General features: G+C 67.2%; 24 protein-coding genes and 1 pseudogene. 11 read left to right on the top strand and 14 right to left on the bottom strand.

The features are described from left to right. Positions 1-144: 144 nt before the first annotated feature. From mgtE to AC5P6X_RS06980, 3 genes are all read left to right on the top strand, one after another. Positions 145-1,506, top strand: coding sequence for a magnesium transporter (mgtE, locus tag AC5P6X_RS06990; protein ID WP_005408383.1), 1,362 nt, complete (start codon positions 145-147; stop codon positions 1,504-1,506). Positions 1,507-1,568: 62 nt separating this feature from the next. Beyond that, entirely contained in the window at positions 1,569-1,835 is a 267-nt protein-coding gene (locus tag AC5P6X_RS06985; RefSeq protein ID WP_049451054.1) for a hypothetical protein, read from the top strand. Between the two features lie 70 nt (positions 1,836-1,905). Further along, positions 1,906-2,703, top strand: coding sequence for a carboxylesterase family protein (locus tag AC5P6X_RS06980; protein WP_049451056.1), 798 nt, complete (start codon positions 1,906-1,908; stop codon positions 2,701-2,703). Positions 2,704-2,823: 120 nt separating this feature from the next. Here AC5P6X_RS06980 and AC5P6X_RS06975 read toward each other — a convergent pair whose 3' ends face one another. The 4 genes from AC5P6X_RS06975 to AC5P6X_RS06960 all read right to left on the bottom strand — a co-directional run bounded on the left by AC5P6X_RS06975 (position 2,824) and on the right by AC5P6X_RS06960 (position 5,682). Further along, entirely contained in the window at positions 2,824-3,315 is a 492-nt protein-coding gene (locus tag AC5P6X_RS06975; protein WP_088436004.1) for an REP-associated tyrosine transposase, read from the bottom strand. A 347-nt stretch (positions 3,316-3,662) separates the two neighbouring features. Further along, positions 3,663-4,613 (bottom strand): aspartate carbamoyltransferase catalytic subunit, encoded by a 951-nt coding sequence (locus AC5P6X_RS06970; protein WP_049451058.1) that lies wholly within the window; start codon positions 4,611-4,613, stop codon positions 3,663-3,665. Between the two features lie 15 nt (positions 4,614-4,628). After that, positions 4,629-5,123 (bottom strand): Holliday junction resolvase RuvX, encoded by a 495-nt coding sequence (gene ruvX / locus AC5P6X_RS06965; RefSeq protein ID WP_005408378.1) that lies wholly within the window; start codon positions 5,121-5,123, stop codon positions 4,629-4,631. After that, positions 5,116-5,682, bottom strand: coding sequence for a YqgE/AlgH family protein (locus AC5P6X_RS06960; RefSeq protein WP_005408377.1), 567 nt, complete (start codon positions 5,680-5,682; stop codon positions 5,116-5,118). The genes ruvX and AC5P6X_RS06960 overlap by 8 nt, the downstream gene beginning before the upstream one ends. Positions 5,683-5,773: 91 nt before the next feature. Between AC5P6X_RS06960 and AC5P6X_RS06955 the strand changes: the two genes are divergently transcribed. Continuing rightward, complete coding sequence (locus tag AC5P6X_RS06955; RefSeq protein ID WP_108270525.1) at positions 5,774-7,561, top strand: DUF4153 domain-containing protein; 1,788 nt, start codon at positions 5,774-5,776, stop codon at positions 7,559-7,561. Then, positions 7,558-8,103 carry a DNA-3-methyladenine glycosylase I gene (locus AC5P6X_RS06950; RefSeq protein ID WP_049451061.1) on the top strand — a complete coding sequence of 182 codons (546 nt, stop codon included), beginning with the start codon at positions 7,558-7,560 and terminating at the stop codon, positions 8,101-8,103. Before AC5P6X_RS06955 ends, AC5P6X_RS06950 begins: the two co-directional genes overlap by 4 nt. 83 nt (positions 8,104-8,186) lie before the next feature. On the opposite strand, the gene AC5P6X_RS06945 is transcribed toward AC5P6X_RS06950, so the two are convergent. Together AC5P6X_RS06945 and AC5P6X_RS06940 are read right to left on the bottom strand one after the other, a co-directional pair. Further along, positions 8,187-8,894, bottom strand: coding sequence for a YitT family protein (locus AC5P6X_RS06945; protein WP_014036228.1), 708 nt, complete (start codon positions 8,892-8,894; stop codon positions 8,187-8,189). Between the two features lie 110 nt (positions 8,895-9,004). Continuing rightward, the gene (locus tag AC5P6X_RS06940; protein WP_014646220.1) at positions 9,005-9,217 is read right to left on the bottom strand and encodes a DUF4287 domain-containing protein; all 213 of its coding nucleotides are present in this window, start codon (positions 9,215-9,217) and stop codon (positions 9,005-9,007) included. A 471-nt stretch (positions 9,218-9,688) separates the two neighbouring features. On the opposite strand from AC5P6X_RS06940, the gene AC5P6X_RS06935 reads away from it, so the two are divergent. Beyond that, on the top strand, positions 9,689-10,588 hold the full coding sequence (locus tag AC5P6X_RS06935; protein ID WP_049451062.1) for a LysR family transcriptional regulator: 900 nt from the start codon (positions 9,689-9,691) through the stop codon (positions 10,586-10,588). Positions 10,589-10,635: 47 nt separating this feature from the next. Here the strand turns inward: AC5P6X_RS06935 and AC5P6X_RS06930 are convergent, their stop codons facing one another. The 3 genes from AC5P6X_RS06930 to AC5P6X_RS06920 all read right to left on the bottom strand — a co-directional run bounded on the left by AC5P6X_RS06930 (position 10,636) and on the right by AC5P6X_RS06920 (position 14,108). Further along, entirely contained in the window at positions 10,636-11,619 is a 984-nt protein-coding gene (locus AC5P6X_RS06930; protein ID WP_005408370.1) for an aldo/keto reductase, read from the bottom strand. A 208-nt stretch (positions 11,620-11,827) separates the two neighbouring features. Continuing rightward, positions 11,828-12,970, bottom strand: coding sequence for a PilT/PilU family type 4a pilus ATPase (locus tag AC5P6X_RS06925; RefSeq protein ID WP_005408369.1), 1,143 nt, complete (start codon positions 12,968-12,970; stop codon positions 11,828-11,830). A 100-nt stretch (positions 12,971-13,070) separates the two neighbouring features. Beyond that, positions 13,071-14,108 carry a type IV pilus twitching motility protein PilT gene (locus AC5P6X_RS06920; RefSeq protein ID WP_004147099.1) on the bottom strand — a complete coding sequence of 346 codons (1,038 nt, stop codon included), beginning with the start codon at positions 14,106-14,108 and terminating at the stop codon, positions 13,071-13,073. Positions 14,109-14,195: 87 nt separating this feature from the next. Between AC5P6X_RS06920 and AC5P6X_RS06915 the strand changes: the two genes are divergently transcribed. Both AC5P6X_RS06915 and proC read left to right on the top strand, forming a co-directional pair. Continuing rightward, the gene (locus AC5P6X_RS06915) at positions 14,196-14,873 is read left to right on the top strand and encodes a YggS family pyridoxal phosphate-dependent enzyme (RefSeq protein WP_005408368.1); all 678 of its coding nucleotides are present in this window, start codon (positions 14,196-14,198) and stop codon (positions 14,871-14,873) included. Between the two features lie 18 nt (positions 14,874-14,891). Next, entirely contained in the window at positions 14,892-15,713 is an 822-nt protein-coding gene (gene proC / locus AC5P6X_RS06910) for a pyrroline-5-carboxylate reductase (protein ID WP_005408367.1), read from the top strand. Positions 15,714-15,889: 176 nt separating this feature from the next. On the opposite strand, the gene AC5P6X_RS06905 is transcribed toward proC, so the two are convergent. Beyond that, a complete protein-coding gene (locus AC5P6X_RS06905) occupies positions 15,890-16,765 on the bottom strand; it encodes a LysR family transcriptional regulator (RefSeq protein WP_099605049.1) in 876 nt (291 codons plus the stop codon). 89 nt (positions 16,766-16,854) lie between these two features. On the opposite strand from AC5P6X_RS06905, the pseudogene AC5P6X_RS06900 reads away from it, so the two are divergent. Beyond that, positions 16,855-17,466, top strand: a pseudogene (locus AC5P6X_RS06900) (short chain dehydrogenase); the annotation flags it as partial. 72 nt (positions 17,467-17,538) lie between these two features. Here AC5P6X_RS06900 and soxR read toward each other — a convergent pair. Next, on the bottom strand, positions 17,539-17,973 hold the full coding sequence (gene soxR / locus AC5P6X_RS06895) for a redox-sensitive transcriptional activator SoxR (RefSeq protein WP_005412484.1): 435 nt from the start codon (positions 17,971-17,973) through the stop codon (positions 17,539-17,541). A 29-nt stretch (positions 17,974-18,002) separates the two neighbouring features. Here soxR and AC5P6X_RS06890 point away from each other — a divergent pair, with 29 nt between their 5' ends. Beyond that, on the top strand, positions 18,003-19,424 hold the full coding sequence (locus AC5P6X_RS06890; protein ID WP_088436007.1) for an MFS transporter: 1,422 nt from the start codon (positions 18,003-18,005) through the stop codon (positions 19,422-19,424). Between the two features lie 87 nt (positions 19,425-19,511). Here the strand turns inward: AC5P6X_RS06890 and AC5P6X_RS06885 are convergent, their stop codons facing one another. Both AC5P6X_RS06885 and AC5P6X_RS06880 read right to left on the bottom strand, forming a co-directional pair. Continuing rightward, a complete protein-coding gene (locus tag AC5P6X_RS06885; protein WP_005408362.1) occupies positions 19,512-21,533 on the bottom strand; it encodes an esterase/lipase family protein in 2,022 nt (673 codons plus the stop codon). Next, a complete protein-coding gene (locus AC5P6X_RS06880) occupies positions 21,533-22,507 on the bottom strand; it encodes an Lnb N-terminal periplasmic domain-containing protein (protein WP_108270523.1) in 975 nt (324 codons plus the stop codon). Before AC5P6X_RS06880 ends, AC5P6X_RS06885 begins: the two co-directional genes overlap by 1 nt. Positions 22,508-22,678: 171 nt before the next feature. On the opposite strand from AC5P6X_RS06880, the gene AC5P6X_RS06875 reads away from it, so the two are divergent. Then, positions 22,679-23,083: a GFA family protein gene (locus AC5P6X_RS06875; protein WP_033834825.1), complete on the top strand. Its 405-nt coding sequence runs from the start codon at positions 22,679-22,681 to the stop codon at positions 23,081-23,083. 279 nt (positions 23,084-23,362) lie between these two features. Here the strand turns inward: AC5P6X_RS06875 and AC5P6X_RS06870 are convergent, their stop codons facing one another. After that, the gene (locus AC5P6X_RS06870; protein ID WP_088436009.1) at positions 23,363-24,880 is read right to left on the bottom strand and encodes an MFS transporter; all 1,518 of its coding nucleotides are present in this window, start codon (positions 24,878-24,880) and stop codon (positions 23,363-23,365) included. Between the last annotated feature and the right edge of the window lie 27 nt (positions 24,881-24,907).

The raw sequence follows: 24,907 nt of genomic DNA, 5'->3' as shown, positions 1-24,907 counted from the left end.
AAGAGGTTGCCGGCCAGCGGCCGGCACTACCGCCACCCGGCGGCTATGCGTTGAAACATCGCCTTGCGATAATGACGCGCTGAACACCCCTGTTGCCGCATCCTTGCCGGGATCGCGGCTTTTCTTATCCCCGCGGGAGCTGCGATGGCTGAAGCTGTACGCCACGACAAGACTGCGCGCCAACTGCGGATGCTGTCCGATGCACTGGACAGCGGCCGACTGGGCCCGGTGCGTCGCCTGGTCAACACCCTGGCCCCGGCCGAGATCGGCAACCTGCTCGAATCGTTGCCGCCGGGCAAGCGCGAGGTGGTGTGGGGACTGGTTGATCCGGAAGACGACGGCGAGGTGCTGGTCCACGTCGGCGACGACGTGCGCGAAAGCCTGCTCGCGGACATGGACCCGGACGAGATCATCGCCGCGGTCGAAGACCTGGACATCGACGATCTGGCCGACCTGGTCGAAGACCTGCCGGACACGGTCATCGACGAAGTCCTCAAGTCGATGGACCGCGAGAACCGCGAGCGCCTGGAACAGGTCCTGTCCTATCCCGAGGACAGCGCCGGTCGCCTGATGAATCCGGACGTGGTGACCGTGCGCGCCGACGTCAATGTCGACGTCGTGCTGCGCTACCTGCGCCTGCGCGGTGAACTGCCCGACCACACCGACCACCTGTTCGTGGTCAGCCGCCGCCATCAGTACCTCGGCCGCGTGTCGCTGGCGGCACTGGTGACCCACGAGGACACCACCCCGATCAATCGCCTGATCGACGACGAGCAGCCAGCCATCGACGTCGGCGAGAGCGACCAGGAAGTCGCCCGCCAGTTCTCCGACCATGACTGGATCTCCGCGCCAGTGGTGGATGACAACAACATCCTGATCGGTCGCATCACCATCGATGACGTGGTCGACATCATCCGCGGCCAGGCCGAGCACCAGGCGCTGGGCGCCGCCGGTCTGGACGAGGACGAAGATCTGTTCAGCCCGGTCTGGCGCGCGATGCGCCGCCGCCTGATGTGGCTGTCGGTGAACCTGTGCACGGCCTTCCTGGCCTCCAGCGTGGTCGGCCACTTCGAAGGCACCATCGACAAACTGGTGGCGCTGGCGGTGCTGATGCCGATCGTCGCCGGCCTCGGCGGCAACGCCGGTACCCAGGTGCTGGCACTGATGGTGCGCGGCCTGGCGCTGGGCCAGGTGGGCGCCTCCAACGCCCGCACCCTGCTGTGGAAGGAAGTACGGGTCGCGCTGTTGAACGGCGTGATGCTGGGTTCGGTGCTGGGCCTGATCGTGCTCGCCTGGTTCCACTCGCCCGGGTTGTCGGCAGTGATCGCCATCGCGTTGACCTGCAACCTGTTGTTTGCTGCGTTGGCCGGCGTGCTGGTGCCGTTGACGCTGAAACGCTTCGGCTTCGACCCGGCGCTGGCCAGCGGCATCTTCCTGACCGCCGTGACCGATTCGATGGGCTTCTTCACCTTCCTCGGCCTGGCCACCCTGGTGCTGCTGCACTGACCGTCTCGAGGGTCGGATCCCCGCTGCGCGGCGCTCTGACCCGATCCCAACTGGATCCCCCCATGGCAACGACAATCGAAAACTACTTCCAGCCCGGCTGGCGCGACCAGCAGCACACCTGCCCGGCCTGTGAATGGAAGGGCAGCTCGCGTGCCATGGAAATGGAACTTGACGAGGACGCCACCGAGTACGCCTGCCCGGTCTGCGAGAACCCACTGCTGGTGGTCCTGCACCCGGACATTGCGCAGGTGCAGGCCGCCGCCGCCGAAGGCAATGCCGAGGCACAGGAGCAGTTGGAGATCATCGCCAGCTTCCCGCGCCCGCAGTGACGCGGCGCACGATGCCGTGCCGACGTCGGCGGACTACGATGCAGGCGATCTCGCCGCTTCGGAAAATCCCATGGTCCGTTTGCTGTCGCGCTGGCTGCCACTGCTGGCCCTTCTGATGATGAGCGGTTGCACTTCGCTGCCGGACAGCGCGCGTGGCCGCTTCGAAGCACGCGCGGTGAAGGTGGACGGGCAAACGGCTTACTACCAGGTGTTCATTCCGGCTAGCGTGCAGGCCGCCGCTCCCACCCACCTTCCGGTCGTCCTGTTCCTGCACGGCTCGGGCGAGCGTGGCGCCGATGGCGTCAAGCAGACCCACGCCGGGCTGGGGCCTTACCTGCGCGCGCATCCCGATTTCCCCGCCCTGGTGGTGTTCCCACAGGTGCCGGGCCACGAGGAATGGAGCGGCCGCAACAACCGTACGGCAGTGGCCGCGCTGGACGCGACGATCGCCGAATTCGGCGCCGACCCGGCGCGGCAATACCTGACCGGCATGTCGATGGGCGGCTATGGCAGCTGGAACATCGCATTGGATGACCCACGCCGCTTTGCCGCGATCGTCCCCGTGTGCGGCGCGGTGCTCGCCCCGCGTGCGGTACGCCCGACCCTGTTCGTCGAGCAGGTCGCGCACGAAGCGGACCCGTACGCGGTGATTGCCCAGCGCCTGCAGCACACGCCGATCTGGATCTTCCACGGCGCACTGGATGACGTGGTGCCGCCGGACGACGACCGCAGACTGCATGCCGCATTCCAGCGCGCCGCCGCACGCGACGTGCGCTACACCGAATACCCGGAAGGCAACCACAATGCCTGGGACGCCACCTACGCCGACCCGGCAATGTGGGAATGGCTGTTCGCGCAGAAGCGCTGAACCGCAGCTTCTGCTGGGAAACACCTGTTGGTGGATGCCTACCGTTGGTCGGCTTGGGTATTGGTGGGTGCCGACCGTTGGTCGGCTTGGGTATGGGTGGGTGCCGACCGTTGGTCGGCACTACCTCTCCGCTTCGGGGTAATCCATTGCCTGGTACCTCTCATCGATCTCCCATCGGCACCAGGCATACGGATACTCTCCCACGCAGCTCGCCAAGTTCGCCCTGACCGGGTTGGCGACGATGTACATCGCATGGCGAAACAGTGATTCTTCAGAACGAATGGCGTGATCGTGATAGCTCGATTGCCAGAATGGTCCTGTCCTACCCAGCATGCGGTTGATCCGCAATGTACTGCTCGATTTGAAGCGTTGCATGATGTAGTCCAGCGAGAACGCACGGATCTCCACAAGCCAATGGATGTGGTCCGGCATGACCACATAGGCAAGTGAGTGCGTCAGGCCCTCAGCATCAATGCGACGGAACACATCCATCACCTCCTGTGCCGCAGTGGCATCATCGAAGTAGCGTCGACGCTCCTGGATGACGGTGGTCAGGATGTAGGATTGTCCGATCCGGGAATGGCGGCCAAGGCGTAGGCGTGCGCGGCTCATGGGCCCAAGCGTGCGCCTGCCGCTACTCCGGTTCTATCGGGCAATCACGTCAGTACAGGTAGGCCCGGAACCATTCAATGGCTAGGCCCGCACTTCACCGCACTGACGGTTCAGTGCCGACCAACGGTCGGCACCCACCGGATCGGATAAGGACAGATCAACCGTGCCGACCAACGGTCGGCACCCACCGGATCGGATAAGGTCAGATCAACCATGCCGACCAACGGTCGGCACACACCGGATCGGATAAGGACAGATCAACCATGCCGACCAACGGTCGGCACCCACCGGATCGGATAAGGACAGATCAACCGTGCCGACCAACGGTCGGCACCCACCAGGGCAGGTCAGCCCAGCAGGGTTTCCAGCACGGCCATGCGCACCGCGACGCCGTTGGCGACCTGGCGCAGCACCCACGACTGCGAGCCGTCGGCCACCTCGTCGGTCACTTCCACGCCGCGGTTGATCGGGCCCGGGTGCAGCACCGCGGCATCCTTGCCCGCGCGCGCCAGGCGTTCGTTGGTCAGGCCGTACTGCGCGTGGTACTGCTCCAGCGACGGCACCAGGCCTTCTTCCATGCGCTCGCGCTGCAGGCGCAGCATCATCAGCGCATCGACGCCTTCCAGCATCGCGTCGAAATCATCGCCGACCACGCAGCCCTTCAGGGTCTCGTCGTCCGGCAGCAGCGACTGCGGGCCACACACGCGGATCTCGCCCACGCCCAGCGTGCGCAGCGCATGCAGGTCGGTACGGGCCACGCGCGAGTGCTTCACGTCGCCGACGATCACGACTTTCAGCTTCGAGAAATCCGGGCCCTTGGCCTGGCGCAGGGTCAGCATGTCCAGCAGGCCCTGGGTCGGGTGCGAACTGCGGCCGTCACCGGCATTGATCAGCGCGGTGCCCTCGCCTGCCGCATCGGCCAGTGCGGCCACGGCGCCGTCATCGGGGTGGCGCACCACGAAGCCGCGCACGCCCATCGCTTCCAGGTTGCGCAGCGTGTCGCAGGCGGTCTCACCCTTGCGGGTAGAGGAGGTCGAGGCGTCGAAATTCAGCACGTCCGCCCCCAGCCGCTGCGCGGCCAGCTGGAACGAACTGCGGGTGCGCGTGGACGGTTCGAAGAACAGCGTGCACACCGCCGAACCGGCCAGCACGTGGCGCTTGTTGCCGACGCGGCCGACTGCGGCATCGCGGATCTGCCCTGCGCGGTCGAGCAGCTGCAGCAGCGTTTCGCGCGGCAGGCCCTCCAGGGTCAGCAGGTGGCGCAGGCGTCCGGAGGCATCGATTTGCTGGGCGGTCATGGCGGTGTCGGGCAGTCAGGGAATGGGGGTGGCGTCGTCGGGGGACGACAGCCAGCGGTCGATGATCACCGCTGCGGCGACGGCATCGAGGGCAGCCGCATCACGGCGGCGCTTGCGCCCTTCGGCGCGCTCGACGGCGAAGCGGCGTGCGGCCTCGACTGAGCTGGAACGCTCGTCGATCATCACCACCGGCAGCTTGAAGCGCTCCCGCAGCTGGCGGGCGAAGCCCTGCGCGCGCTTGCGGTTGGGCTGGTCCTGGCCGTCCAGGGTCAGCGGGTCGCCGACCACCAGGCCGTCGGGCTTCCATTCCTTGAGCAGGCGTTCGATCGCGGTCCAGTCCGGGCCGTTGCCGTGCACATCGACCACGGCCACCGCGCGCGCATGCGCGGCGAAGGCACTGCCGATGGCCACGCCGATCCGTCGCGAGCCGACATCGAAACCCAGAACGGTGCCATCACGGCGGATCGCCGGGGCAGCAGAATCCGGCGCGGGCGTGATGGGCTCAGACATGGCCGCTGTAGTCGGTCAGCCGGAACAGGTCCACGCCGATGCGCGAGGCCGCACCCTGCCAGCGCTGCTCCAGCGGCAGCTGGAACACCAGCTCGGCATCGGCCGGCACGGTCAGCCAGCTGTTCTCGGACAGCTCGCTTTCCAGCTGCCCGGCGCCCCAACCGGCACAGCCGAGGGTGACCACGGCATTGGCCGGGCCCTCGCCGCGCGCCATCGCTTCGAGGATGTCGCGCGAGGTGGTCAGGTACAGGCCGTCGCCCACGGTCAGGCTGGAATCCCACGCCCGCGCGTCGTCATGGATGACGAAGCCGCGCTCGGGATGCACCGGGCCGCCGTTGAGCACCATGCGCGCCTGCAGGTCGCCATCACCGGTGGTGATGTCCATCTGTGCAAGCACTTCACCCAGCGTGTACTCGGAAGGCTGGTTGACCAGCACGCCCATCGCCCCGTTCTCGTCGTGCTGGCAGATCAGCGCGACGCTGCGGGCGAAGGTCGCGTCGAGCAGCGACGGCAGCGCGACGAGCAGGTGATCGGCAAGGGAAGTCGGCGTTACAGGCATGGTCCTATTCTACCTGCTGGGGGCGGGATGGTCGCGCGATGGCGTCGAACAGCGATGGGCTAGGATGGTGCTTTGCCATGGAAGGTCATCGATGCAGTCTTCAACGCCCCTGACCCTGCCGGCACGCAGCGCCATCGTCCTGCTTGCCCTGCTGCAGGGCCTGATGCTGTATGCCGCGCAGGAACTGTCCGACGCGTGGCCGTTCCGCGATATCGGCTGGCGCTACTGCTGGTACGCCTGGGTGCTGGCCATTCCCAGCGCGGTGGCGCTGAGCCTGGTGGAGCTGGGCCAGCGCCGCCTGTGGCTGCAGGCCGTGCTCGGCTCGACGGTGGTGCTGGCGCTGGCCGCCTGGATCGGCTGGAACCTCAATGGCGAGACCGCACTGGAATCGGGCGCGTTGCAGCTTCCGTTGACCCTGGGCATTGCCGTTGCGGTGTTCGTGGTCCTGCCCTGGTGGCAGTTCCAGCTGCAGCACGGGCACTGGCGTGCCAGTTATCCCGAGCTGTTCGAGCGCACCTGGCAGAATGGTCTGACCCTGGCCCTGGCGGCACTGTTCACCGGGCTGACCTGGCTGCTGTTGTGGCTGTGGTCGGCGCTGTTCCAGCTGCTCGACGTGACCGTCTTCCGCGACCTGTTCCGGCAGGACGCGTTCATCGCACTGGCCACCGGCAGCCTGGCCGGGTTCGGCGTACTGATCGGGCGCACCCAGCACCGCGCCATCCAGATCACCCGTCAGGTGCTGTTCGCGATCTGCCGTGGGCTGTTGCCGCTGCTCTCGTTCATCGCCGTATTGTTCGTGCTGAGCCTGCCGCTTACCGGGCTGGAACCGTTGTGGAAGACCCGCTCGGCCGCCGGCCTGCTGCTGGTGCTGTCGCTGCTGCTGGTGACGTTCACCAACGCGGTCTACCAGCAGGGGGAAGACAGCGCCCCCTACCCGCTGCTGCTGCGCCGGCTGGTTGAAGCCAGCCTGCTGGCGCTGCCGGCCTACGCCGCACTGGCCCTGTACGCACTGGGGCTGCGCGTGGTGCAGTACGGCTGGACCGTGGACCGGTTCTGGGCGGTACTCGTCGCAGTGGCCGTGGCCGGCTATGCCGCGGGCTACGCGCTGGCGGTGCTGCGCCGGCAGGGGCGCTGGTTGCAGATGCTGGAGCCGGTCAACCGCTGGATGTGCTGGGCGGTGCTGGCACTGGCGTTGCTGGGCAACTCGCCGCTGCTGGACCCGGTACGGCTGACCCTGTCCAGCCAGCTGGCGCGCCTGCGTGCGGACCCGCCTGCAATCACCAGCAGTGACGTCAACGTGCTGCGCTTCGATCTTGGCCACCGCGGCGTGCAGGCGCTGCGCGAGCTGCAGCGTGACCCAGCCATCACCGCCGATGCCAACGCGCCACAGGTGATCGCTGCCGCGCTGGCACGTACCTCGCGCTGGGATGACGGCCACCGCCTCGACAAGGGGCCGCAGGACGTCGTCGCCCTGCAGCGCGCGTTGAAGCTGGCCAAGGGATCCAGCTCGCCACCGGACGATTGGTGGCAGGCACTGGCCACGCGCGCGATCGATGGCGAATCCTGCGCCCAGAGCGAGCGCGACTGCCTGATCGTGCATCGCGACCTGGACGGCGATGGCACTGGCGAAGTGCTGCTGTGCGAGCTGTACACCCACCGTGGGCCGGACTGCGTGCTGTACGCACGTGGCAGGGATGCCCACTGGCGCCGGGCCGGTTCGCTGTTCGGCACCGCCAGCGGCCAGGCCGAGGCGATCAACCAGGCGCTGCGTGATGGCAAACTCACGCTCGAACCGCCACGCTGGCCGATGCTGTCCATCGATGGGCGCCCCGCAGTGGCCATCGATCCCGAACCCGAATCCACCGAGTCTTCCCCATGAGCGGCTACTGCCTCATCGCCCCGGGCCATCCGGTGCATGACTACTACCACGCCAACGAGTACGGCTTCCCGCAGCGTGACGAGCGCGAACTGTTCGAGCGGCTGGTGCTGGAAATCAATCAGGCCGGCCTGAGCTGGGAAACGATCCTGAAGAAGCGCGAGGGCTTCCGCACGGCCTATGACGGCTTCGATGTGGACCGCGTGGCTGCATACGCCGAGCAGGACATCGAGCGCCTGCTGTCGGACGCGGGCATCATCCGCAACCGGCTGAAGGTGCTGGCGGCCATCCACAACGCGCAGGTGATCCAGCAGCTGCGGGCCAGCCATGGCAGCTTCGCGGCGTGGCTGGACGCGCACCACCCGCGCAGCAAGGCCGACTGGGTGAAGCTGTTCAAGAAGACCTTCCGCTTCACCGGCGGCGAGATCACCGGCGAGTTCCTGATGAGCCTGGGCTACCTCCCCGGTGCGCATGCCGAGGACTGCCCGGTGCATGCGCGGCTGCTGACGCTGTCGCCGCCGTGGCTGAAGGCCGCCGCCCGCTGATGGATATCCGCCGGGCATGGCCCGGCGTTACTACGCGTGGGTTCCGGTAGTGCCGGCCGCTGGCCGGGAACCCCGTTGAACGGTCACACGCCCATGTAGCGGCCGGGGCGGTGGTTGAACATCAGCACCAGGCTGAGCACCACCGCGCCGATGGCCGAGTACAGCACCTTCGACGGCGACAACACGAAGAACGCGGCCACCATCAGGCAGGCGTCGTAGGACATCTGCACCTTGCCCGCGCTCCAGCCACGGGTGCGCTGCAGGTACACCGCCAGGATGCCGATGCCGCCGAGACTGGCACGATGGCGGATGAAGAACAGGATGCCCAGGCCGGACAACGCACCGCCGACGATCGCCGAATACAGCGGGTTGATGTGCGAGAAGTCGATCCAGCGCGGCAGCAGGTCGGTCAACACGCCACAGGCGGTGACCGCAGCGAAGGTCTTCAGGGTGAATTCCCAACCCATGCGCCGCAGCGCCACCCAGTAGAACGGCAGGTTGACCAGCACGAACACCAGGCCGAAGTTCCAGCCCATCGCGTAGTGCAGCAGGAACGCCATGCCCGCCATGCCGCCGATCATCAGCCCGCCCTTGGCGAAGATGGCCAGGCCCAGCGAGGCCACCATCGTGGCCAGCACCATGCCCTGCACGTCCTCGGCGATCGAGTGGCGCAGCGCTTTTTCGTCGGCGGTGGTGCCGGCGCTGTCGGGCGGCGGGGTCAGCGGACCGGCGGTGACCAGGTGGCCGTCAGCGTCGTCGCACGGCGCGGGGCCATGGGAGGGAAGGGACATACGGGTGGGGAACAGCAGGTGGGGATCGGTATTAGACACGATCTGCATGACAGTTGCAGATGAAATCGTTCAGCTGAATGCGCCCCGCCCGATCTCCGGCCCGCCGCTGCTCAGCCCTTGCCGGCCAGATGGTGCGCCACCAGCGCATTGGCATGGCCATGGCCCAGCCCATGCTCACTTTTCAGGAAGCTGACCAGTTCCATGTGTTTCAGGCCCTTCTTCCCGGCCAGCAGCCCGAACCAGTGCGCCACCGGCTGCCCGTAGGTCTTCTCGATGGAGGGGAAATACGAGGCCGGGCCTTTCGGCTTGGTGTCAGTGCTCATGTGCAGCTCCCGTTGAAGTCATTCATTCGACGAACCACAGTCCCTGAAATCGACACACCCTCACGTCGTGGGGCCGGATCCCGTGCCGACCAACGGTCGGCACCCACCAACAGCAGCGGGAAATTGTCGAAGGCGGGGCGGCTCAGGTTGCGGGGTGTAAGCCGCATGGGCCCGAGGCATGCCTCGGGCGGGTTGGGCAGGACGACCAACCCCGGTCTTGCCGTGTGCGCAGGACAGCACACACGAGCAAGCGCGACCGAGCTTCATGGGTGAGGGCGCTTTGCTTGCGAAGCACTGCTTCGCAAGCGCCCGAACGCACAGCCGCCAGCGGCTGGGCCGGGCCCCGGAGGGGGACTTGCGCCGTCCCCCGCAACCTGAGCCACCCCGCCTCCCACGGGAAGCCAGCTTTTGACGTTGCCGTTGACGTTGATTCGGCAGGTGCCGGGCGCAGCCCGGCCGTATCATCCCGTCATGCCCCGCGAAAACCTCAACGACCTGCAGGCCTTCGTGCACGTTGCCCGCGAGGGCAGCTTCACCAAGGCCGCCGCCCAGCTGGGCGTGTCCCAGTCCGCGCTCAGCCATGCCATGCGCGGCCTGGAACAGCGCCTGGGCGTGCGCCTGCTGACCCGCACCACTCGGAGCGTGTCCACCACCGAAGCCGGTGCCCGCCTGCTCGACACCCTGGGCCCGCGCCTGGCCGAGATCGAGGACGGACTGGCCGCGCTGGCCGAATACCGTGAACGCCCGGCCGGCACCATCCGCATCAATGCCACCGGCCATGCCGCCGAGTACATCGCGTGGCCACGGCTGGCGCCGCTGCTGCAGCAGTATCCGGACCTCAAGGTGGAACTGACCGCCGACTACGGGCTGGCCGACATCGTGGCTGAGCGCTACGACATCGGCATCCGCCTCGGCGAACGCCTGGCGCGCGACATGGTCGCCGTGCCGATCAGCCCGCCGCTGCGCATGCGCGTGGTCGGTGCACCCAGCTACTTCCGCCAGCACGTGGTCCCACGCCATCCGGACGAGCTGGCAGGCCACAACTGCGTGACCCTGCGCCTGCCCACGCATGGCGGGCTGATGCCGTGGGATTTCGGCCAGGACGGCAACGAACTGAGCGTGCGCGTGAGCGGCCAGTGGACCTTCAACACCATGGGCATGACCCGCGCCGCTGCGCTGGCCGGCAGCGGACTGGCCTGGCTGCCGGAAGACCAGGTGCAGCCGATGCTGGACGATGGCCGCCTGCAGTCGGTACTGGACGACTGGTGCCCGCACTTCGATGGCTACTACGCGTACTACCCGTCGCGCCGCCACGTCACGGTGGCGATGCGCACGGTGCTGGATGCGCTGCGCGGGCCGATGGCTGGATGAGGTGTGCGGACCAACGGTCCGCACCCACCTCGGTCCGCACCCGGTGATCAGCCCTTGGCCTGGGCCGCACGCTGGGCGTTGTAGCGCTCACCGACGATCGATACTTCATCCAGCGCCTGCGCGATGCGCTGCAGTTCCTCCGGCGCCAGCTGCAGGTCAGCCGCGCCCAGGTTCTCTTCCAGGCGGTGGATCTTGGTGGTGCCCGGAATCGGCACGATCCACGACGCCTGCGCCAGCAGCCAGGCCAGCGCCACCTGCGCCGGGGTCGCGCCGCGTGCTGCAGCAATCGTACTGATGCGATCCACCAGCGCCTGGTTGGCGCGGCGGGCGTCCACTTCGAAGCGCGGCACGCTGTTGCGGAAATCGTTGGCGTCGAAGGTGGTGTCGGCGTTGATCGCGCCGGTCAGGAAGCCACGGCCGAGCGGACTGAACGGCACGAAGCCGATGCCCAGTTCCTGCAGGGCCGGCAGCAGTTCGCGCTCCGGTTCACGCCACCACAGCGAATACTCGCTCTGCACGGCAGCCACCGGCTGCACCGCGTGCGCACGGCGCACGGTGGCGGCGCTGGCCTCGGACAGGCCGAAGTGGCCGACCTTGCCCTCGGCGATCAGGTCGCGCACGGTGCCAGCCACGTCCTCGATCGGCACGTTCGGGTCGACACGGTGCTGGTAGAACAGGTCGATATGGTCGGTGCGCAGGCGCTTGAGACTGGCTTCGGCCACGGCGCGGATGTTCTCGGGGCGGCTGTCCAGGCCGGTATCGGTGCGCGCATCCCTGAAGCCGAACTTGGTGGCGATCACCAGCTTGTCGCGGTAAGGCGCCAGGGCCTCGCCGAGCAGGTCTTCATTGGTGTACGGGCCGTACACTTCGGCGGTGTCGAAGAAGGTCACGCCGCGTTCAACGGCAGCGTGCAGCAGGGCGATGCCCTGGCTGCGCTCGACCGGCTGGCCATAGGCATGGGTCAGGCCCATGCAACCCAGGCCCAAGGCGGAAACCTTCAGGCCGCTGCGGCCGAGTTCACGTGTCTGCATCGTCGTGCTCCAGAGGGGGGAACGCTGACGATACGCCTGCAGGGGCTGCCGATTGAATGGGCAGCGTTGCAGTTGGTCATGACTGGAATTCATCAATCGCCAACGCGCCCGGTAGAGTCGACTGTTAGTCGACTGCTCTTTCACCGGCCGGGAAAATCCCGCGCTGCGCGCGAGAGTCGACTGACAGTCGACTCTACAGATCTGCAGGTCAGCGGATCTCGGAGATCTCCACGCCATCCAGGCCCTGTGACAGCGTGCGTGCGTCGCCGCCCTGGCTGAGCTTGATGCGCAGGCGCACTTCGTTCTGCGAATCGGCGTAACGCAGCGCGTCCTCGTAGCTGATCTCGCCGGCCTGGTACAGCTCGAACAGGCTCTGGTCGAAGGTCTTCATGCCCAGCTGGACCGAGTCCTTCATCACTTCCTTCAGCTTGTGGATCTCGCCGTCGCGGATGTAGTCCTGCACCAGCGGCGTGCCCAGCAGGATCTCCATCGCCACCTTGCGCGAGCGGCCATCGGGCGACGGCACCAGCTGCTGCGCGACCACGCCCTTGAGATTCAGCGACAGGTCCATCAGCAGCTGGTTGCGGCGGTCTTCCGGGAAGAAATTGACGATGCGGTCCATCGCCTGGTTGGCGTTGTTGGCATGCAGGGTGCACAGCACCAGGTGGCCGGTTTCGGCGAACGCGATGGCGTGGTCCATGCCTTCGCGGGTACGCACCTCACCGATCATGATCACGTCCGGCGCCTGGCGCAGGGTGTTCTTCAGCGCGGCTTCCCAGCTGTCGGTATCGATGCCGACTTCGCGCTGGGTGATGATGCAGCCCTCGTGCTTGTGCACGAACTCGATCGGATCTTCGATGGTGATGATGTGGCCGGTCGAGTTCTGGTTGCGGTAACCGATCATCGCTGCCAGCGAGGTCGATTTACCGGTACCGGTGGCACCGACGAACAGGATGATGCCGCGCTTGGTCATCGCCAGGGTCTTGATAATCGGCGGCAAGCTCAGTTCTTCCACCGTCGGGATGCGCGTCTCGATGCGACGCAGCACCATGCCGACCTGGTTGCGCTGGTAGAAGCAGCTGACGCGGAAGCGGCCGACACCGGACAGGCCGATGGCGAAGTTGCATTCGTGGGTCTTCTCGAATTCCTCGCGCTGCGCCGGGGTCATCACGTTGAGGACCAGGTCGCGGCTCTGCTGCGGCGTGAGCGGGGTCTGCGTGATCGGCGAGATCTTGCCGTTGACCTTCATTGCCGGCGGCATACCCGCAGTGATGAACAGGTCCGAGGCGCGCTGGTGCGCCATCAGCTTGAGGAACGAAGTGAAATCGATGGTGGTCGCGGTGGTGTTCACGGCAGGCTCCCGGAAAGCGGTTTACCAGGTAACGGTCGGTGGAGGAAACAACACGGGAACAGCAGCGCACTGGCGCACGCTGCCCCGTTACTGCCCCGCCTTACTCGAACAGGCGCTTGTCCTTGGCGTACTCACGGGCCTGGTTTCGGGTGATCAGGCTGCGCTTGACCAGGTCCTGCAGGTGCTGGTCCAGGGTCATCATGCCGTACTGCTGGCCAGTCTGGATGGCCGAGTACATCTGCGCCACCTTGTCCTCGCGGATCAGGTTGCGGATGGCCGGGGTGCCGACCATGATTTCCCACGCTGCGGTACGACCGCCGCCAACCTTCTTCAGCAGCGCCTGCGAAATGACCGCACGCAACGACTCGGACAACATCGAGCGCACCATCGGCTTTTCGCCGGCCGGGAACACGTCGATGATGCGGTCGATGGTCTTGGCCGCCGAACTGGTATGCAGGGTGCCGAACACCAGGTGGCCGGTTTCCGCTGCGGTCAGTGCCAGGCGGATGGTTTCCAGGTCACGAAGTTCGCCCACCAGAATGATGTCCGGGTCCTCACGCAGCGCCGAGCGCAGTGCTTCATTGAAGCCATGCGTGTCGCGGTGCACTTCGCGCTGGTTGATCAGGCACTTCTGCGAGGTATGCACGAATTCGATCGGATCCTCGACGGTGAGGATGTGGCCGTACTCGTTCTTGTTGATGTAGTCGATCATCGCCGCCAGCGTGGTCGACTTGCCCGAACCGGTCGGGCCGGTTACCAGGATCAGGCCCTGCGGCTGCTGGATCACTTCGCGGAACAGCGGCGGGCAGGCCAGGTCCTCGAGGGTGAGCACCTCGGACGGAATGGTACGGAACACCGCACCGGCACCGCGGTTCTGGTTGAACGCGTTCACTCGGAAGCGCGCCAGCGATGGAATCTCGAAGGAGAAGTCCACTTCGAGGAATTCCTCGTAATCGCGGCGCTGCTTGTCGGACATGATGTCGTACACCAGCGCATGGACCTGCTTGTGGTCCAGGGCTGGGATGTTGATCCGGCGAACGTCGCCGTCGACGCGGATCATCGGCGGCAGGCCTGCGGACAGGTGCAGGTCGGACGCTTTGTTCTTTACGGAAAACGCCAGCAGTTCGGCGATATCCATGAGCGGCTACTCCCCAATAACGGCTTCGACTGGAAGGATCTTTCCCCGGGCGGCAGTATAGCCTCCTGATTCAACGGAACGCGTTACGTGGCCACTCCCCTGCCCCAGATCCTGAGCAACCTGCATGCCGCCGCCGAGGCCGCTGGCAGGCCCGACCCACGCCTGCTGGCGGTGTCCAAGACCCAGCCGGCCGAGGCCGTGGCCGCGCTGGCCGCGCAGGGCCAGCACGCCTTCGGCGAGAACTACGTGCAGGAGGCACTGGCCAAGATGCAGGCGCTGCAGCACCTGGCGCTGGAATGGCACCTGATCGGCCACCTGCAGTCGAACAAGGCCGAGGCCGTGGCCAGCCATTTCGACTGGGTGCAGAGCGTGGACCGCCCCAAGCTGGTGACCGCGCTGGCACGCCATCGCCCGGCCGCGCGAGGCCCGCTGAACGTGCTGATCCAGGTCAACATCGACGACGAATCCAGCAAGCATGGCTGTGCACCGGAAGAAGTGGATGCACTGGCCGCAGCGATTGCCGCCGAACCCACCCTGCGCCTGCGCGGACTGATGGCGATTCCCGCGCCATGGCCCGAAGCCGAGCGCCGTCGGGATGCATTCGTGCGCATGCGCACACTTTTCCAGTTGCTGGCTGCCCAGCACGCGCAGATCGACACGCTGTCGATGGGCATGAGCAGCGACTACGCCGAAGCCATCGCCGAGGGCGCCACCCTGGTGCGCATCGGCACCGCCCTGTTCGGCGCGCGCCCACGCCCGGCCTGATTTTTCAAGGAGACTTCCATGGCAGCTGATTCCATCACCTTCATCGGCGGCGGCAACATGGCGCGCAGCCTGATCGCCGGCCTGATCCGCCAGGGCGTGCCGGCCGCGCACATCCACGTCGCCGAACCGGTGGCCGAACTGCGCCAGGCGCTGGCCGCCGACTTCGGCGTGCAGGTGCATGACAACGCGAGCGATGCCGCCGCGCAGGGTGGCACCTGGCTCCTGGCGGTGAAGCCGCAGGTGCTGCGCGAGGTCTGCCAGTCTCTGCAGGCGCTGGCACAGGCGAGCCGACCGCTGGTGGTGTCGATTGCCGCCGGCATCACCAGTGCGCAGCTGCAGCGTTGGCTGGGGGGCGACCTGGCAGTGGTGCGCGCGATGCCGAACACCCCTGCCCTGCTCGGCGCAGGTGTGACCGGCCTGTTCGCCACACCGTCGGTGGACACGCAGCAGCACGCGCGGGCCGAGCAGGTGCTGGCCAGTGCCGGGCGCACGGTGTGGATCGACAGCGAGGGGCTGATGGATTCAGTGACTGCCGTTTCCGGCAGCGGCCCGGCCTATGTGTTCCTGCTGGCCGAAGCCATGGAAGCGGCGGGTATTGCCCAGGGCCTGCCGGCCGACGCCGCGCGCACGCTGGTGGTGCAGACCCTGCTGGGCGCCTCGCGCATGCTGGATGAGGCTGGCGAAAGCCCGGCGGAACTGCGCCGCCGCGTGACCTCGCCCAACGGCACCACCCAGGCCGCGATCGAGAGCTTCCAGGCCGGTGGCTTCGAGGCCCTGGTGGATACGGCACTGCGCGCCGCGCAGGTGCGTGGGCAGGAACTGTCTGCGGCGAATGATTGATCCCGATGTGTGCCGACCAACGGTCGGCACCTACCATCATCCACGCATGGCGTGGATCTATTGATACCTGTCGCCGCTGGAATGCACGGTGCTCTGCTGTCTGCGGTGAATGATTGATCCCGATGTGTGCCGACCAATGGTCGGCACCTACCATCATCCACGCATGGCGTGGATGCTTATTGCGCCAACGTGGTCATGACGAAATCGACGAAGCACTGCAACCGCGGGCGCGGCCTGCGGTCGGGCAGGTAGATCAGGTGCATCGGCCGCGGTTCGGGCAGGTAGTCGCGCAGCAGCGGCTTCAACCGCCCGGCTGCAATCTCCCCGGCCAGCAGTGCGGTCGGCTGCAGCACCAGCCCGGCCCCGGCCACCGCGGCTTCGCGCAGTGCAACACCATCATTGCAGGTCAGGCGCGCTTCCCAGTCCACCTGTTCACCGTTGGCCAGCTGCCAGCCGTGGCCACCGCGCCAGGCCAGATGGCTCAGGCAGTCATGCCCTTCCAGATCGGCGGGCGTACGCGGCGTGCCGCGCCGGCGCAGGTAGGACGGCGCCGCGCACAGGCTCATCGCATACGGTGGCAGCGGCCGCGCCACCACCTCCTGCGACGGCAGTGGCCCGACCCGGATCGCCACGTCGAAGCCGTCCTCGATCAGATCCACACGGCGGTTGCTCAGATCCAGTTCAACGTTCAGCTGCGGCTGCGCGCGCAGCAGGCCGGCCAGTTGTGGCGCCAGCACGCAGCTGCCCCAGGTGGTGGGTGCGCTGACCCGCAGCAGCCCGCGCGGTTGAACCTGCAGGCCGGCCACGTCGGCCTCGGCCTGCTGCACCTGCTCCAGCACCTGCCGGCACCCGGCCAGGTAGGCGCTGCCGGCTTCGGTCAGGCGCTGGCGGCGGGTGTTCCGTTGCAGCAACGCGGTGCCCAGGTGCGCCTCCAGCTGCTGGATGTACTTGCCGACCATCACCGCCGAGACCTGCAACTCTTCAGCGGCCCCTGCAAAGCTGCCGCACTCGGCTACCGCGACGAAAGCCTGCATGCAGCGAAGGGTGTCCATTGCTAATCCGGAGTTAGGAATCTGCAAAGCATACGCCGCTTACCTAACCCCACTGTGACGGCGCAGACTGCGCTTACTCCCTCACGCAAGGAACGGCCATGAAGATCCTCCTCGTTGGTGCCAGCGGCACCCTCGGCCAGGCAGTCGCCCGCCAGCTCGGCCAACAGCATCAGATTCTCGCCGCCGGCCGCAGCAGCGGCGAACTGCGCGTGGACCTGACCGACGACGCCAGCGTCGCCGAACTGTTCTCGCGTACCGGCCCGGTTGATGCGGTGATTTCCACCGCCGGCAAGCTGCACTTCGGTCCGCTGCAGGACATGACGCCGGCGCAGTTCAACCTCGGCCTGCAGGACAAGCTGCTGGGCCAGGTGCGGCTGACACTGGCGGCGCAGCACCATCTCAACGCCGGCGGCTCGATCACCCTGACCAGCGGCATCGTCAGTGCACAGCCGATCCGCGATGGCGTCAACGCCACCTCGGTGAATGCCGCGCTGGAAGGCTTCGTGCGTGCCGCCGCGTTGGAACTGCTGCCGCGTGGCCTGCGCATCAACGTGGTCAGCCCGAACGTGCTGATCGAATCGATGGCAGCCTACGGACCCTACTTCCCGGGCTTTGAAGCGGTGAGCGCGCAGCGCGCGGCGCTGGCCTTCCAGCGTGCAGTGGAAGGCATCCAGAGCGGCGAGACGATCACGGTCTGGTAAGAAAGAAGGGACGGAGGGGATCAAGTCGTCAATGCACAAACGACATAATCCCCTCCGTCCCCTTTTCGCAGGTCACTCCCAGCGCATCGGGCCGTCGCCGCGTTCGCCAAGCACATCCCCCGGGTTGGCCAGGCGGCAGCGCTGCAGCGACAGGCAGCCGCAGCCGATACAGCCGGTGAGCTCATCGCGCAGCAGTTGCAGCATGTGGATGCGTTCTTCCAGCTCGGTGCGCCAGCGCGCGGACAGCCTGGCCCAGTCGGCCTTGGTCGGGGCGCGGCCCTCGGGCAGGCTTTCGAAGGCACGGCCGACCGCTTCCAGCGGCATGCCCACGCGCTGCGCAACGCGGATCACCGCCAGCCGGCGCAGCACGTCGCGGCTATAGCGGCGCTGGTTACCCGAAGTGCGCAGGCTGCTGATCAACCCCTTGCGCTCGTAGAAGTGCAGCGCCGAAACCGCCACGCCACTGCGCTGGGCGACTTCGCCCACGCTCAGTTCCTGGGACACCATTGCTTGACCTCAACTGCTGTTGAGGTGTCATGCTGCTATCTTCGCCGCCAGTTGACAAGCGCGGCCCGCATCTGACCCGTATGCCCCCGACCCTCTCGCCCGCCGCCGCCCACCTGCCGGCTGACACCTCGATCCTGTCCGCACGCTATCGCGCGACCACCCTCGGCATGGTCGCGCTGGTCGCGCTGCACGCCTTCGAGGCATTGGCCGTTGCGGCCGCGATGCCCACCGTGGCCGAGGCGCTGGATGGCCTGCGCCTGTACGCACTGGCCTTCGGCGGTACCCTGGCCACCAGCGTGATCGGCATGACCCTCGCCGGGCGCTGGGCCGATCACCATGGTCCGGCACGGCCGCTCTGGTACGGATTGGCCTGCTTCGTGCTGGGCCTGTTGCTGGCCGGCTTTGCGATGCGCATGGGCATGCTGGTGGCGGGACGCCTGCTGCAGGGCCTGGGTGCGGGTGCGATCTCGGTCTCGCTGTACGTGATGGTCGGCCGCAGCTACCCGGAGCACCTGCGGCCGAAGGTGTTCGCCGCCTTCTCGGCCGGCTGGGTGGTGCCTTCGATGGTCGGCCCGGCGTTGAGCGGCCTGATCGTGCAGCACCTGGGCTGGCGCTGGGTGTTCCTGGCCGTGCCACTGCTGGCCATTCCGGCCGCGCTGCTGCTGCGTCCGGCAGTTACGCGCATGCAACCCACCGATGGCGGCCTCGCCGACGATGGGCGAGGCACCGTGGTGCGCTGGGCCAGTGGTGCCTCGTTGGCGGCGCTGCTGCTCTACTTCGGCGGCCAGCAGCAGGGCCTGCCTGCCCTGCTCTGCATCGGTGTGGCGGTGCTGGCGCTGCTGTTCTGCGTACATCGACTGCTTCCGCCCGGAACACTGATCCTGCGCCGTGGCCTGCCCAGCGTGATCGCGCTGCGTGGCATCGCGGCAGCCGCCTTCTTCGCCTGCGAGGCCTACCTGCCACTGCTGCTGCAGCGCGAACGTGGCCTTTCGCCCAGCTGGGCCGGTGCCGTACTCAGTCTCGGTGCGCTGGGCTGGTTCACCGGCTCGTGGCTGCAGGGCCACCAGCAGCGTGGCTGGTCACGCCAGCAGCTGCTGCGCGCCGGCACGATGATGATGACGGTCGGCATCGCCGCCACGCTGGCCGTGCTGTTCAACGTAGTGCCACTGCCGGTGTCGCTGCTCGGCTGGGCCGTGACCGGCTTCGGCATGGGCATGATCTACGCCAGCCTGTCGGTGTTGACGCTGTCGTTGTCGGCGCCGCGGGAGCAGGGTGCCAACACCTCGGCACTGCAGCTGAGCGAGGCCCTGTCGGTGACCACCGCGCTGGCGGTCTCCGGCGCATTGTTCGCGTTGTTCGTGGAAAGCACCCCGCACACCGGCTACCTGCTGTGCCTGGCCATCACCTTCGGCCTTGCGCTGTTGGCCACGGTGATCGCGCGACGGGTGTAGCGCCGCCGGATTCCGGTAGTGCCGGCCGCTGGCCGGCAACCTCCGCGCACGCGGGAATCCCATGATGGTGACGGCCAGCGGCCGGCATTACCGCGTACCGGCCCCCACATCATCGATGTCCCGATGCAGGATGCGCCGCACTTCCAGCACCGCCTGCGGGGTCTCCTGCACGCTGTGGCCGGAGATGATCACCTTCTCGGACAATGCACCCGGCAGGTGCGCGCTCCAGTACGGCACCAGCCCGTCATCGGATTTGTCCACCGGCAGTTCCGGTTTGCGCTGGGCGATGATCGAGTGGTACTTCAGGCCCGCTTCGATCGGCAGCTGTGCGGCGGCCTTCACGAACGGATCGCTGGCCTTGAGGTTGTCGATGCTGTTCGGAATCTTCGGCTTGGCCGTGCCATCGACCTGCTGTTCGGCCTGCGCCAGTGCCAGGAACACATCCTCGAATTTGCCGAGGATGGTCAGCGGCAGGCGTACCAGGCGACCGATCAGGCGCCCGACCTTGTTGCCGGCAATGTCGGTGCCCTGGTGCGGCGCGGCGATGAAGATCGCGCGTTCCACGTTCGGCTGCGCCTTGAAATGCAGCAGCGGCCCCAGCTTGTTCTGCACCCGCTTCAGGCGCTCGCCCTTCAGGTCGTAGTTGGCCAGCAGGTCATTCCACAGTACGTCGCCCGAGTCACTGACCAGCAGGCGCGCCAGCACGCCGCCCATGCTGTGGCCGATGTAGACCATGTCCTTCGATGCACGCGTGCTGCCGTTGGGATCGAAGTGCTTCAGCGTGTCGTTGAATGCGTTGGCGATCTCGTAGCGGTTCAACGCGATCGGCGCATTGGTCGGGTAGTAGACCTGCCACACCTGGAACTGCTGGCGCAGCTCGGGGTCGCCCATGATCTCGTTGGCCAGGTTCACCCAGGCTTCCGGGCTGCTGGCCAGGCCGTGCAGCATGAAGATGATGCGACGATTCGGGTCCCACGGCTGCATCAGGTAGATGTGCGGTTCGCCGATGCCCTCGCTCATGCCGAACAGGGTGCGCAGCGATTGCCGGGCGAAACCGCTCTGCGCCAGCCACAGGCCATAGGCGGCGGTGAAGTTGCCGGCCAGCGGCACCTGCTCGCCATGCAGGGTGATGCGCTCGGTGGCTTCGGGCGAATAAGCGTCCAGCTCGACCCGGCGCGTGCGCATCACATCGTCCAGGTTGCTGCCCTCGAAGCGCAGCAGTGCGGTGACGTTGATCGAGGACATCTCGCTGAACTCGGGCACCGAATCGTCATGGCGATGACGGCGGCCACGGCGTGCGTCGTCCTCATCCTCCTGCGGCGCCTCGGCCTTGGGGCCCTCGGGTGCGATCACCGGTGCAACCAGCTTCGGCGGGTCCATCACCATCACCAGCTCGGCACCGAAGCCATCGCGGCGATAGGTACTGCGCAGGCCGACGAAGCTGACCGTGCCGGCCGGCACCAACTGCGCGGGAATGCTCTTCAGGTTCAGCTGCTGGTAGTTGGAGGCCAGCGACCAGCTGCCGACCGTGAGCGGCTTCGTGTAGTCCTCGCCGGCCAGCGCAGCGGCGCGTGCGCGCACGAACAGCACCACTGCCGCCTTCTCGGCGGCGTAGTTGTAGTAGTCGCGCACCTGCGTCTGCCGATCCTCGAAGGCACGGTCGGACGGCGAACGGCCGCTGTAGAACAGGTAGGCATAGGCATAGCGCGCCGCTTCCAGCCAGGCATCCAATGCCGCATCGCTCATCGGCGGATCGCCGGCAGCCGTCTTCTTCGGCGTCATCGCCAGCGCGGCCTTCACCCACAGTTCGGACAGCGCCGACAAGCGCTGCTCGACATTGAGGTCGTCGGTCATCAGCAGCGTGCTGCGGCAGACCAGGAAGTCCTTTTCGCACTGCGACTCGTCCAGGCCTGCCGCGCTGAGCGTCTCGCGCGCGGCCGGACTGAGCTTGCCCGTGTTGAGCACGTCGGCACGCTTGTTGACCAGCGAATCGCTGGACTTGACCTGCTTGACGGTAACCATCGCGCAACCGCTGCTACCCAGCAGCAGGAAGGCAGCGAACAACACCGGCAGCAGGCGCTGCCAGCGGCGTGGGAGGAATCGGGTCATTACTGCGGGTCCTGCTCGGTGCCGGGCACGCCCTGGCGGATTACGGTGCAGAAATGGTCGCCGCTGCCCAGGTCCAGCGCACGCTGGGTGATGCGGCCCTTGTCATGCAGCTCGGCGTACGGCACACCTGGAGCGAGCGCGCCGACCTCCTGCGCGTACTCGGCCAGGTAACCGGACAGCAGCAGGCGATAGTCCAGCGGCAGGCGCGGTGCGATGTGCCGGGCCAGGTCGAAGACGATCGTGGTGCAGTTGCTGGTCAGCGTGTTGTAGAAGCCGGGCTTGGCATCCAGTTCGCGGGCCTGCGCGATGTACGCAGCGAACAGTTCCTTCAGCTGCGCACGGTCCATGCCATGCAGACGGTAGAGATAGACGTCCTCGCCGCGCGCGTTGGTGCGGGTGCGGATGATGTCGGTCTCCTCCGAAGCTACCAGGGTCATCTCGAACTTGCGGAAGAAGCCACCCAGCGCCGAGAACGATTCACCGCGCTCCTTGCGGATCTCCAGCGAGAACACCACGTGGCGACCGTCCTCGAAACCAAACGAGATCAGGGTGTGGGCGATGGCCGGGCCCATCCAGTACGACAGCACCAGATCGGCCGAGCGCAACTGGTCCAGGTCGTACTCGCGGCGCACCCAGCGGGCGTCGTAGTCGGTTTCGCTGCGCCAGGTGAAATCACGCACGTTGTCCAGCACGACGTGGCGGCCATCGAAAGACACCACGTGCAGGCGCTGGGCCACGTCATCGGCCCACAGGCGGTCCTGGCGCGGGGTCAGCAGCAGCCACCACAGGCCGGCCAGCGCCAGCGATGCCCCGAACGCCAGGCCCAGGCGGCGCGAGGCACGGCCACGCGCGACCCGCCACGACACCCACAGCGCTACCAGCAGCCACAGCCCGGCGACGCCGGTGGCCAGCCAGCCCGGCCCCGGCAACTGATAGGCCAGCAGCCCGGTCACCCACAGCGCCAGCAGCGCCATGGCACTTCCTGTCATCCATCGTCCTGCGGCTTTCACTGGCATCCTGTCGCGGTCCTGAAGCCGCATAGTTAGCCACAAGCGGGTTCACCGTGGCATCTACGGCCCGTTCAGGCACACCGGCGCACCGTCTGCGGCGGCCCCCGCGGCCAGACGGATCACACAGGAGCAATGATGGGCATCACTTCCGTGGCCGGCGTTCCGGTCCAACCCCAGCACCGCGCAACCTGCCACTGCGGCACCGTCGAGCTGCTGCTGGACCTGCCCGACGGCATCGTCGATCCCCGCCGCTGCGACTGCTCGATGTGCCGGCGCCGGGGCGCCATCGCCGCCAGCGTCCCCCGCCAGGGCCTGCAGGTGCTGCGCGGGCAGAACCACCTGCAGATGTACCAGTTCAACACCCATGTGGCCGAGCACTACTTCTGTGGCGTGTGCGGCATCTACACCCATCACCGGCGCCGCTCCAACCCCGACCAGTACGGCTACAACGTGGCCTGCCTGGAAGGCATCGACCCGTTCGCGTTGGGGGTGATCCCGGTCAGCGATGGGGTCAACCATCCATCAGACCGCACCGGCTAGTGGCGCGTGCGCCGCGGCGGGGTGGCCACCTTCTGCCAGGGCGCCATGCCGCTGCGCCCGGCCCGCGCCGGGCGTTTCAGCCAGGGCCGGCGCGGCGGTGCCGGTGGCGCATCCGCGGCCGGGGGAGGAAGCGGTCGACGGCCAGGCCAGAGATGATCGAGCAGCCACATGGCAGGTCTCCGTGGGGGACGGGGACGACCAAGCCTAGGCCCGGGTGGGCATAGGCAGCGTGAGCGGGACACGACAACGGGATGACGGCGAAGGCGGGCGATGAGCCTGCTACGCAGTACGCCCGACCAACGCGTCTTTACGTTTCCGCAGCAACAGGTGCAACAACGCAGCACATGCGGCGGTCAGCAGCGCCAGTACACGCAGCAGTGTTGCCAGCGCCTCACTACTGGCATGCTGAAGCTGCATGCGACTCATCGCCGGTAGCAGTGCCTGCGCCTGTTCCCGCGCCCCCGTGGCCAGATAGGCACCGGCACGCGCCAGCGATGCCGGCGACGCGCCCTGCAGCTGATGGCCGATCAGCAGCGCAAGCAAGGCAGTGACTGCGGCCAATGCGATGCCCTCACCGGCTACACGCACGGTCCCGAAGATGCCGGCGGCCATGCCCGCACGCTGTACCGGCACCACGCTCACCGACAGCCCATCCATCAGCCCCCATGGCAAGGCCGTTCCTGCACCGACCAGCATCAGCCACGGCACCCACTGCGAAGGCGACGGCTGCGATGCATGGCGCGACAGCAGGTACAGGCCAGAGGCACAGACCAGCAGTCCCAGCGTGCACAGCCGCGCACTTCCCACGCGCTCCGCCCAGCGCGCGGCCAGCATCGGCAGCACCAGCATCGGCGCGGACAGGGTCAGCATCTGCAGCCCCACCAGGGTCGCGCTCTGTCCGTGCACTCCCAGCAGCTGCAGAGGCAATACCACCAGCAGCACCACGTAGCCGAAGCAGGTTGCGACCGGCAGCAGCTGGACACCGAGGAACGCCGGTTGCGAGAACAACGAGAGGTCCAGCAGGGGTGAGCGGTGCAGTCGTTCGATGCAGATGAACGCTGCGCCCAGCAGCAGCGTCGCCAACAGCGCCAGTTGCACGCGCACGGTATGCAGGCCGAACTCGCCCAGCCACAGCAGGGCCAGGGTCAGCGCTGCCAGCATCAGGCTGAAGCCCAGCATGCCGCCGACATCCAGCCGCCCGCGTTCACCGTGGCTCTCGGGCAACACACGCGCGCCCAGTACGAAGGCGGCGAATGTCAGCACGCCGCCGACGGCGAACACACTGCGCCATCCCAATGCCTGCAGCAGCAGACCCGCAAACAGCGGCCCCAGCGCCAACCCCGCACCGAATGTGGCGCCCAGCAGGGCGAACACACGGCCACGCATCGGCCCCTGCCAGGCATGCGCGAGCGCAGCCGTGCCGGACGCCAACGCCGCTGCGGCGGCAACGCCCTGCAACCCACGCGCCAGATCCAGCGAGGGTAGCGTGGGAGCAAGGCAGACGGCGATCGTGGCAATGGTGAAGCCTGCTGTGCCCAGCAGGAACAACCGCCGCCGGCCATAGCGGTCGGCCAGGCCACCGGCAGCGAGCAGCAGGCTGCCGAAGGTGAGCATGAAGGCGTTGGTCACCCAGGCCAGCACGCTCGGCGACGACGCCACGGAACGGGCCAGCGCGGGCACCGCGACCGCACCGGCCGAGAAGGACAACGGCAACGCCAGTGCGGCCAGGCAGACGGCAAGCAGGGTCCAGCGCTGCTGCGTCTGGACAGGTACAGGGAGCATCGAAACCGGGGCCATGCGGGCCTCCATCCATCAGGGGCATTG

This window comes from Stenotrophomonas sp. YJH_SMC_40, assembly GCF_059368615.1.
The sequence above is the reverse complement of the archived record's forward strand: the minus strand, read 5'-3'. Positions and strand labels throughout refer to the sequence as shown.